The 8,017-nt window shown below is 41.0% G+C and carries 9 protein-coding genes; 3 read left to right on the top strand and 6 right to left on the bottom strand.

All coding sequences use genetic code 11. The annotated features are described in order from the left end of the window. Positions 1–213: 213 nt before the first annotated feature. A complete protein-coding gene (locus tag HP456_RS16585; RefSeq protein ID WP_172253103.1) occupies positions 214–522 on the bottom strand; it encodes a YlaH-like family protein in 309 nt (102 codons plus the stop codon). Between the two features lie 23 nt (positions 523–545). Next, positions 546–2,384, bottom strand: coding sequence for a translational GTPase TypA (gene typA / locus HP456_RS16580; RefSeq protein ID WP_172253101.1), 1,839 nt, complete (start codon positions 2,382–2,384; stop codon positions 546–548). A gap of 358 nt (positions 2,385–2,742) precedes the next feature. On the opposite strand from typA, the gene HP456_RS16575 reads away from it, so the two are divergent. Beyond that, on the top strand, positions 2,743–2,928 hold the full coding sequence (locus tag HP456_RS16575) for a YlaF family protein (RefSeq protein ID WP_172253099.1): 186 nt from the start codon (positions 2,743–2,745) through the stop codon (positions 2,926–2,928). Positions 2,929–3,020: 92 nt separating this feature from the next. Here the strand turns inward: HP456_RS16575 and HP456_RS16570 are convergent, their stop codons facing one another. Both HP456_RS16570 and HP456_RS16565 read right to left on the bottom strand, forming a co-directional pair. Continuing rightward, positions 3,021–3,812 carry an inositol monophosphatase family protein gene (locus HP456_RS16570; RefSeq protein ID WP_172253097.1) on the bottom strand — a complete coding sequence of 264 codons (792 nt, stop codon included), beginning with the start codon at positions 3,810–3,812 and terminating at the stop codon, positions 3,021–3,023. A gap of 251 nt (positions 3,813–4,063) precedes the next feature. Further along, positions 4,064–4,258 (bottom strand): YkzI domain-containing protein, encoded by a 195-nt coding sequence (locus HP456_RS16565; RefSeq protein ID WP_172253095.1) that lies wholly within the window; start codon positions 4,256–4,258, stop codon positions 4,064–4,066. Positions 4,259–4,439: 181 nt separating this feature from the next. Between HP456_RS16565 and HP456_RS16560 the strand changes: the two genes are divergently transcribed. Further along, positions 4,440–5,060 (top strand): YktB family protein, encoded by a 621-nt coding sequence (locus HP456_RS16560; protein WP_172253093.1) that lies wholly within the window; start codon positions 4,440–4,442, stop codon positions 5,058–5,060. Positions 5,061–5,104: 44 nt separating this feature from the next. On the opposite strand, the gene HP456_RS16555 is transcribed toward HP456_RS16560, so the two are convergent. Both HP456_RS16555 and HP456_RS16550 read right to left on the bottom strand, forming a co-directional pair. Beyond that, positions 5,105–5,377, bottom strand: a complete 273-nt coding sequence (locus tag HP456_RS16555; protein WP_172253091.1) for a UPF0223 family protein — start codon at positions 5,375–5,377, stop codon at positions 5,105–5,107. 19 nt (positions 5,378–5,396) lie between these two features. Beyond that, positions 5,397–6,353 carry an NAD(P)H-dependent flavin oxidoreductase gene (locus HP456_RS16550; protein WP_172253089.1) on the bottom strand — a complete coding sequence of 319 codons (957 nt, stop codon included), beginning with the start codon at positions 6,351–6,353 and terminating at the stop codon, positions 5,397–5,399. Between the two features lie 215 nt (positions 6,354–6,568). Between HP456_RS16550 and HP456_RS16545 the strand changes: the two genes are divergently transcribed. Then, a partial coding sequence (locus tag HP456_RS16545; protein ID WP_172253087.1) for an aminotransferase class I/II-fold pyridoxal phosphate-dependent enzyme occupies positions 6,569–8,017 on the top strand: 1,449 nt, incomplete at its 3' end.

The following is an 8,017-nucleotide window of genomic DNA, read 5'->3' as shown; positions in this document are numbered from 1 at the left end:
TAACCCTGCCGGCTTTCTTATTCTATTTCCCACTGTCTTTCATGGCCATCAAAGAAGTCCCTTCTCCTTATGATTCTGGAGGGATATTCCTCTGGTTGATCGGACATCTGGTATACGGAGTTTCTCTTGTACTTCTTTATCTTGCAATACAGAAGCCAAAAAGAAAAAATGTATAATGAAAAGCGGCAGTCTTCTGAAGACTGCCGCTTTTCATTATACATTTCCTTTTTTCTTTTCATTGTTTAAACGGATCTTATAAATAATCAATATAAGAGCCGCTACCACAAGACCCTCCGCAACCGGTAAGAATATCCCCAGGAATGTCAGTACAGTACAACCGACAATCAAGAAAAGATAGATCACGATCGATTTCAAAAGCGGCAGTTTTTTGGCAAAACCAAGCTTATAAACTAAAATCGCGAGTCCTACAATGGTTAAGTAAAGAAGCCACATTCCCATTTCCGCATTTTGATCAACGCGGTAAAGGGATGCGAAAAAGGATAAACGCTCAGTTACATCCATTTCCTGCTCCCCCTTCACTCAGTTTATTGAGATACCTTGCTCTTCTTCTCCGCTCTTTCACGTTCATTCTTATCAAGAATTTTTTTGCGAAGTCGGATTGATTCAGGTGTTACTTCACAATACTCGTCATCGTTCAGATATTCAAGGGATTCTTCAAGTGTCATGATTCTTGCCTTCTTAATCGTAACGGTTTGATCTTTGTTGGCAGAACGAACGTTTGTCGCTTGTTTAACCTTTGTGATATTAACGGTAATATCATTTTCTCGCGTATGCTCCCCAACAATCATACCGCCATATATTTCTGTACCTGCCTCAACGAAGATAATTCCGCGATCTTCCACTTGCATGATTCCGTATTGAGATGCTTTACCTGTTTCCATTGATACCAATACACCTTGGCGACGTCCGCCTACACGGCCTTTTTGCAGTGGCTGGTAGCTGTCAAATGTGTGGTTGATGATACCATATCCACGTGTAAGGGTCATAAACTCAGTTGAATAACCAATTAATCCACGTGCAGGAACCATAAATATCAATCGAACCTGGCCATTACCGTTGTTCACCATATCAAGCATTTCACCTTTACGCTGTCCAAGAGATTCAATTACTCCACCCATGTATTCTTCAGGGATGTCAATTTGAACACGTTCTACCGGTTCACTCTTCACGCCATCAACTTCTTTAATGATAACCTGCGGTTTAGATACCTGTAATTCGTATCCTTCACGGCGCATGTTTTCAATCAGGATAGAAAGGTGAAGCTCTCCACGCCCGGAAACCGTCCATGCATCTGGTGAATCTGTTGGTTCAACACGTAGACTGACATCTGTTTGAAGTTGAGCCAATAAACGCTCTTCAATTTTTCTTGAAGTAACGTATTTACCTTCTCTGCCTGCAAACGGGCTGTTATTCACGAGGAATGTCATTTGAAGTGTAGGCTCGTCAATACGCAGAACCGGCAGTTGATCTTGATGTTCAACCGGACAAACCGTTTCTCCTACGTTAATATCTTCCATTCCTGAAACAGCAATCAAATCACCGGCTTTTGCTTCTTGGATTTCCTCACGTTTCAGCCCGAAGAAACCAAAGATCTTCGAAACACGGAATTGTTTAACTGAGCCGTCAAGCTTCATCAGTGCTACCTGCTGACCAACTTTCATCGTCCCTCTGAACACACGTCCAATTCCGATACGGCCTACATAATCATTATAGTCAAGAAGAGCTACCTGGAATTGAAGAGGATCATCAGAGTTATCGACTGGTGCAGGGATGTGCTCGATGATTGACTCATATAGGCACTGCATATTTTCTTCTTGTTTTTCCGGATCCGGATCTGTGCTTGCGGTACCATTGATGGCAGAAGCATATACAACCGGGAACTCAAGCTGTTCATCATTTGCATCCAATTCAATGAACAATTCCAATACTTCATCGATTACTTCTTCCGGACGGGCTGAAGGCTTGTCGATCTTATTCACAACCACGATTGGTGTCAAGTTTTGTTCAAGTGCTTTCTTAAGAACGAAACGGGTCTGAGGCATACAGCCTTCATACGCATCGACTACCAGTAAAACACCATCTACCATTTTCATGATACGTTCCACTTCTCCGCCAAAGTCAGCATGCCCTGGTGTATCAAGAATGTTGATGCGTGAATCTTTATATTGAATCGCCGTATTTTTAGCCAAGATCGTAATACCGCGTTCTCTTTCCAAGTCGTTCGAATCCATCGCGCGTTCTGAAACTTGTTCATTCTCACGGAAGATTCCAGATTGCTTTAAAAGCTCATCCACCAAAGTTGTTTTTCCGTGGTCAACGTGAGCAATAATAGCAATATTTCTAAGATCATTTCTTAAGTTCATATTTCCACTCCTGAATATATTGGATTTCTTTCCTAAAAGGCTAAAGATAAAATATTTTTGTTCAACTAGACCATTATAGCACAGCCCCTTATAAAAGCATAAATAATTCTAAAAAGAAGTGGATGATGCTGCTGAATTTTGTCAAATGCCCCTGTTTTATCCGTTTATTAATATTGCTGAAAAATCCTCAGGAAGAGAAATTGTCCCACTATCGTTTTATTGAATAAGCCGTTGCACAATCACCTCTAAGTAGGTAGAATTTAAGTAGTGAACATTTACATTTGTCTGTTTATCTTTTCAATAAATGCAGTAAATAAGAATGCAATCGAAGAAATACATATTTACGGAGGGTTTTACCATGGGGAATATCAAATGGATTTTTGTATTATTTTCAATTCTCGCTGCCGTATCGTTAATGGGGATCGCCATTTCAATCAGTTTAAAGAGTCCTCTTCTAGCCCTGGGAAGTTTATTGGCACTGGTAGTCATTATGGGCTTCGGCTTCACCACCAAGAAAAAATATCGTGAAGAGGGGAAATTATAGAACCGGCTATATAGCAGCCCTGAAATGAAAATGAAAGTTAAAAAAGCTGAATGGAAAGATTCCATTCAGCTTTTTGATTGATGGAGGTGCATCTATCGCTTAAGATACTTTGTTAATATGGTTTTATGCAGTCCCGGTTTCGCAACGAATAATGAACTTTTATGAAGGGGATCAAGTTCCTTCCCTTCCAGATCTGTCACTACTCCCCCGACTTCTTCGATAAGGATCTTACCTGCCGCAAAATCCCACGGGGCTAAACGCATGCTTATATATGCATCCAGTCTTCCTGAAGCAATATAAGCCATTTCGATGGCGGCAGATCCATACGAACGTGTCCCTCTCACAGTTTGTACCAGGGGTGTTAAAAGTGCCGGATCGATTCGCTTATTGGATGAAACCCATTGTGCATTTAATGCAATCACTGAATCCTCTACTGACACTTCTTGCAGTGAAGGGAGCTTTACATCATCCATATAAGCTCCGCTTCCTTTTTGTGCATGGTAAAGCTCGTCATGTACAACATCGTATATGTAGCCGAGCTTCCCTGCATTTTCTTCATAAATCCCTATGGAAATGGCAAAATTCCTCTGCTGATGGACAAAATTCATCGTACCGTCTATCGGATCAATGATCCATGTAACGCCTGATAATTCCTTGAATTCATCTCCAAATCCTTCTTCCCCCAGGATTTGATGATCCGGGAAGCTGCTTCTTATTTTTTCAATGAAGAATCTTTCAGTCGCTTCATCCATATCGGTTACCAAATCATTTCGGTTCGACTTAGTCTTGATATTCAGTTCGGCATGAAAGGACTCCCTGATGCGCTTACCCGCTTCCAATATCCAACTTTTTACTTGTCGATCTAATTCAACCCAATTTGTCACAACATTTACCTCCAATTTAAAGTTAAAACAGATAGCGATACTATTAATATCAACTTATTTATTGAGTTTAATCTATTCTCCATTACTCCTTTAGCTATTTAGCTTAATAGAAAAATGTGGCTGTTTCAAGTTAAATACCCGCGGGCTCTAACAATACAAAAAAGCGAACTCTTCTTTTAGATAAGGAGTCCGCTTTAATCAGTCTTTTCTTTTATCATCATTTAATTTTTACCTTCCCAAGAACCAAAACTTTATAAAGCCTTCATTTTTATTAATTCTTCTCGAATATTCATTAGCTTTTCTTTGGATTTTGATTGATTTTCATTGTTTTTAGTTTGAATAGCTTCGAACAATACAGCTAGCTCATAATCCATCTCGAGTCTTAATACATTTAAACGCTGTTGCTGGACATCACGTTTTTTTGACGTATTCATTACTTGTTTCAAGGTCCTGCACCCCTTCCGAGTTTCTTAATTTATCTGATTGTTCTGATAATATTTAATACATATTATGAAATTCCATCTCATCTTGTAACTAAAATGTGCAGACACCTAATTAGAGTTTCATTAGTACATGTCACATGAGACTATGTGTTAAAATAACGATGTTAAAAAAGGAGGCTGCAAAATGAAATTCAATGGATTTAATGACGATGACTTTCAAGTATTCACAATTGATGGATTGGAAAATAGGATGGAAGCCATCCAACAACATATACGTCCTAAACTTGAATATTTAGGTGAGTATTTTTCACCAGCTCTCAGCACGATGACAGGAGACGAAATGTTTTATCATGTAGCTAAACATGCACGCCGCTCTGTAAATCCTCCCGATGATACCTGGGTAGCATTTGCCAACAACAAGCGCGGGTATAAGAAACACCCCCACTTCCAGATCGGCTTATGGAAAACCCATCTTTTCATCTGGTTTGCAATGATTTATGAAGCACCTCACAAAGCAGAATTCGGAAAAAAAGTTGAAGAAAATATGGAAGACATCAGATCAATCATCCCACCGCACTTTGTCTGGTCAGGAGATCATACAAAACCCGATGCTGTATCCTTTTCTTCAATGTCCCGGGACGAATTCCTTGCATTAAGTGAAAGAGTTCAAAAAGTCAAGAAAGCTGAAATCTTATGCGGTCTTCAGATCGATCGTAAAATCGTTACTGATCTTAGCGGTAATGAGTTGGTTCACAAGATTGAAAATGTCTTTGAAACACTTTTACCCCTTTATAAAATGAACTAAACCATATGCATTTAAAAAAACGACAGCCGGGTGGGCTGTCGTTTTTACTTCATGCTTATCCATTCTTGTTCATCGGACTCTTTCATCTTTTTCACCACATGATAAGAAGAATAGCCGCTCGATTGTTCGAATTCACCGCAGATTTTCTTCTCCTCAGACTTACTCGGAACGACCTCCTTGAACCTTCGATAACGAGCCATCAAGTCCTCTTTTTTCACCTTTTTTTCATACGCGTGTTCTATCGCTTCAAAAAAAGCAATGACATCGATAACTTCTTCTGTTGTCCAATCTATAGAGAAAGGATATTGATATTCCATTTGATGCAACAACTCCTTTTTAGTTCCATCTGCTGCTTATTTTCTCTGCCTCGCCGATCATTCTCTGAATCAGCTTTTCAACAGTCGGGATATCTTTGATCAGACCCATAACCTGACCTGCCCATCCGAATCCTTCTGATTTATCACCTTGGTAAATATACCGCTTATTAGCCTCCCCGCTGATGAATGTCTTTAATCCATCATACCCCGCTTCTTCTTTCTCAGCCTGCAGAATTTTTTCTGTCCAGACATTAGAAATTGCCCTCGCAGGAGCACCAAGAGAACGTTTGATTACTACTGTATCATTCTCATTCCCTTCAAGCAAAGCCTGCTTGTATTCTTCCGAAGCATGGACGCATTCCGTAGTGGCAATAAATCTGGTCCCCATCTCCACTCCGTCTGCCCCTAAACTTAAAGAAGCCATTAAGCCTCTTCCGTCGCCTATGCCACCCGAAGCGATGACAGGGATACTGACAGCATCGACTACTCCGGGGATCAATACGAAAGTTCCGATATCGTCCTTACCTAAATGGCCGCCGCCCTCTTGGCCGACTGCCATGACAGCATCCGCACCCATTTGCTCGGCTTTCAATGCCTGCCTTTTAGAAGCTACCAATACTAGCTTGATGATATTGGTTCCTTCAAGTTTCTTAAATAACGGCGCAGGGTTCCCCCCTGTAATAGAGACGACAGGAACACCTTCCTCGATTGCAGCATCCACAAATTTTTCGAACGGCCTTCCGTGCTGCCCGATTGCAAAGTTGACACCAAAAGGCTTATCAGTCAGTTTCTTTACTTTCCGGATTTCATCCCTAAGTTCTTCAGGGTGATCGAGTGACATTGCAGTTATTTGCCCAAGCCCCCCGGCATTCGATACTGCAGCTGCCAATTCAGCATAGGCCAAATGTGCAAGCCCTCCCTGTATAATGGGATACTTGATGTTCAATAATTGTGTTACTCTTGTCGTCCAGTTCAATTTAACCCCTCCCACTATACACGTATTCTCTATAAGATAAATATTTTCCTTCAAGTTGATTAAAATGTTAAAGTATGGGCAAATTCCACTATGCAAAGAAAAACCTAGATGCTATAATTCTTTTGTTTGAAATGAAAAGACTATAACTGCCAGTAGTATACAGAAATGTCATCCTGCTGATTATATACAAACATATCAAAAAGGTGTTGAATGAATTGTCTCAATATGAAACGCCGTTATTTAGCGGCTTAATTGAACATAGTAAAAAGAATCCTGTCCAATTTCATATACCCGGACATAAGAAAGGTGCCGGTATGGATCCTGAATTCAAAGAATTTATCGGTGAAAATGCCTTGAGTATTGACCTGATCAATATCGGTCCTTTAGATGATCTGCACCAGCCAAAAGGGATGATCAAGAATGCTCAGGATTTAGCAGCAGAAGCTTTTGGAGCAGACCATACGTTTTTCTCGGTTCAGGGTACAAGCGGAGCAATCATGACTATGGTAATGAGCGTATGCGGACCAGGTGATAAGATCATCGTTCCAAGGAACGTGCACAAGTCAGTCATGTCCGCGATTGTTTTCTCGGGTGCAACACCTATCTTCATTCACCCGGATATTGATGAAGAATTAGGAATCTCCCATGGAATCACCACAGATGCAGTTGCCAGAGCGCTGGAACAGAATCCAGATGCCAAAGGAGTCCTGGTCATCAATCCGACATACTTTGGAATTTCGGCTGATTTGAAAAAAATTGTTGAAATTGCTCATTCCTATAACGTGCCTGTGCTGGTAGATGAGGCTCATGGAGTTCATATCCATTTCCATGATGATCTTCCCTTATCTGCCATGCAGGCAGGAGCAGACCTTGCGGCGACAAGCGTTCACAAGCTTGGCGGCTCTATGACACAAAGTTCTGTGTTGAATATGAAAGAGGGACTGGTTTCAGCCAAAAGGGTTCAGACTATTTTAAGCATGCTGACGACAACTTCCACCTCTTATTTGCTTCTAGCCTCACTGGATGTTGCCAGAAAGCGTCTTGCAACTGAAGGCCATGAATTGATCAGTGCGACCATTGAACTTGCTGAAAAGATCAGAAATGAAATCAATAAAATTGACGGCCTGTATTGTGTCGGTAAGGAAATACTCGGTACGAAAGCCACTCATGATTATGACCCTACGAAATTAATCGTATCAGTGAAAGAATTGGGAATCAGTGGGTTTGATGCTGAAAAATGGCTGCGCGAGGCTTATAATATCGAGGTAGAAATGTCCGATCTTTATAATATACTCTGTATCATCACTCCAGGCGATACTGAAGTCGAAGGCGATCAATTAGTCACTGCGTTAAGAGAACTTGCGGCGCAATTGAAAAAACACGGGGATATCACTCCTGTAACCGTAATGCTGCCTGATATACCTGTTCTATCCATCACACCTAGGGATGCGTTCTACGCAGAAACCGAAGTCATCCCCATTGATAAATCTGCCGGCAGAACGATTGCAGAGTTCATTATGGTGTATCCTCCGGGGATCCCTATTTTCATACCTGGAGAAATCATCACAAAGGAAAATATCAACTATATCAAGACGAACATCGAAGCCGGCCTGCCTGTTCAAGGACCTGAAGATTATGACCTTCGACATTTACGTGTGATAAAG

The sequence above is a fragment of the Bacillus haikouensis genome (genome assembly GCF_013179555.1).
GTDB classification, from domain to species: domain Bacteria; phylum Bacillota; class Bacilli; order Bacillales; family Bacillaceae_B; genus Rossellomorea; species Rossellomorea haikouensis_A.
Note: the sequence above shows the minus strand (reverse complement) of the source record. Positions and strands in the feature narration are given on the sequence as shown.